The following is a 1271-nucleotide window of genomic DNA, read 5'->3' on the forward strand; positions in this document are numbered from 1 at the left end:
CCGCTGGTCGAGCCTGTCGAGACGGTGAGGATGGGAGTGCGGCTTGATCGAGTGTTCTGACTTTTGTCGAGACTGACCCCGGTTGGGTGTCTTGAAGTGGACCTGTCGATCCCGGTCGGGTCGTGGACACACCCTTGGTTCGACTGATGGAGCCGGGTGAGGCAGTGACTTCATAGGAACCTGTCGGCAGCGGTTATGGCCGACTCTTCACCGTCCTGTCCGCCTCACCCGGCGATGTCATCCCCGTGCCGTAGGACACGACTCAAGGAGACATAACCGCGATGACCAGCATGACCGTTACCCCGCCGCCGCTGCAACCGATGTACGGCGGAGTCGACACCCATAAAGACACCCACCACGCCGCGGTCGTCGATACCGATGGCCACCGCATCGCTGACCGCGAGTTCGCAACCGGCCAGCACGGTGATGATCAGATGTGTGCCTGGCTGACGCAATGGCCGATCGAGGCGATCGCCGTCGAGCAAACCGGCACCTACGGTGCCGGCCTGACACGTTCGCTGCACGCTGAGGGCTACCGCGTCAAAGAACTCAACCACCCCGATCCCACGGTGCGCGCGTGCGCAGGCAAATCCGATCCCATCGATGCCTACAGCGCAGCGCAGGCAGCCCGCACCGGGCGAGCCTCCATCACCCCGAAAGACCGGACCGGGATCATCGAGTCCATCCGAATGATCAAGGCCGCCAGAGCATCCGCGATCAAAGCACGCACCGCCGCAGTCAACCAGATCCGCGACTTCACGATCATCGCACCCCAGATCCGCGACAAGCTCACCGGCATGACCACCACCGGCATGATGGCCGTCATCATCACCTGGCGACCCCACCGCGACCACCTCGACGACCCCGTCCAAGCCGCCAAACTCGTGCTCCGTCAGGTCGCGATCCGAGTCCGTGAACTCGACGCCGAAATCACCGCCTACACCCGCCACCTCGACACGTTGACCGCCCAGATCGCGCCACGGCTGCGTGCACTGCCACAAGTGGGCACCCTCAGCGCTGCGCAACTGTTGATCACCGTCGGTCAATGCCCCACCCGAATCAAGACCGACGCCCAGTTCGCGCGGCTGTGTGGGATCGCCCCGATCCCGGCATCCTCGGGTAAAACCCACCGCACCCGCCTGCACCGTGGCGGCGACCGTCAAGCCAACTGCGCGATCCACCTCGTCACCATCGGCCGGCTCAACCGACACGAGAAAACCATCGCCTACCGCGACCGCCGAACAGCCGAAAACCTCTCCACCAAAGACATC

Annotated in this window: 1 protein-coding gene; it reads left to right on the plus strand. The window is 64.0% G+C overall.

Features of this window, described 5'->3' with window-relative positions; genetic code table 11:
- Positions 1–281: 281 nt before the first annotated feature.
- A partial coding sequence (locus GOSPT_RS04770; RefSeq protein ID WP_005203552.1) for an IS110 family RNA-guided transposase occupies positions 282–1271 on the plus strand: 990 nt, incomplete at its 3' end.

The sequence above is a fragment of the Gordonia sputi NBRC 100414 genome, from assembly GCF_000248055.1.
GTDB classification, from domain to species: Bacteria; Actinomycetota; Actinomycetes; order Mycobacteriales; family Mycobacteriaceae; genus Gordonia; species Gordonia sputi.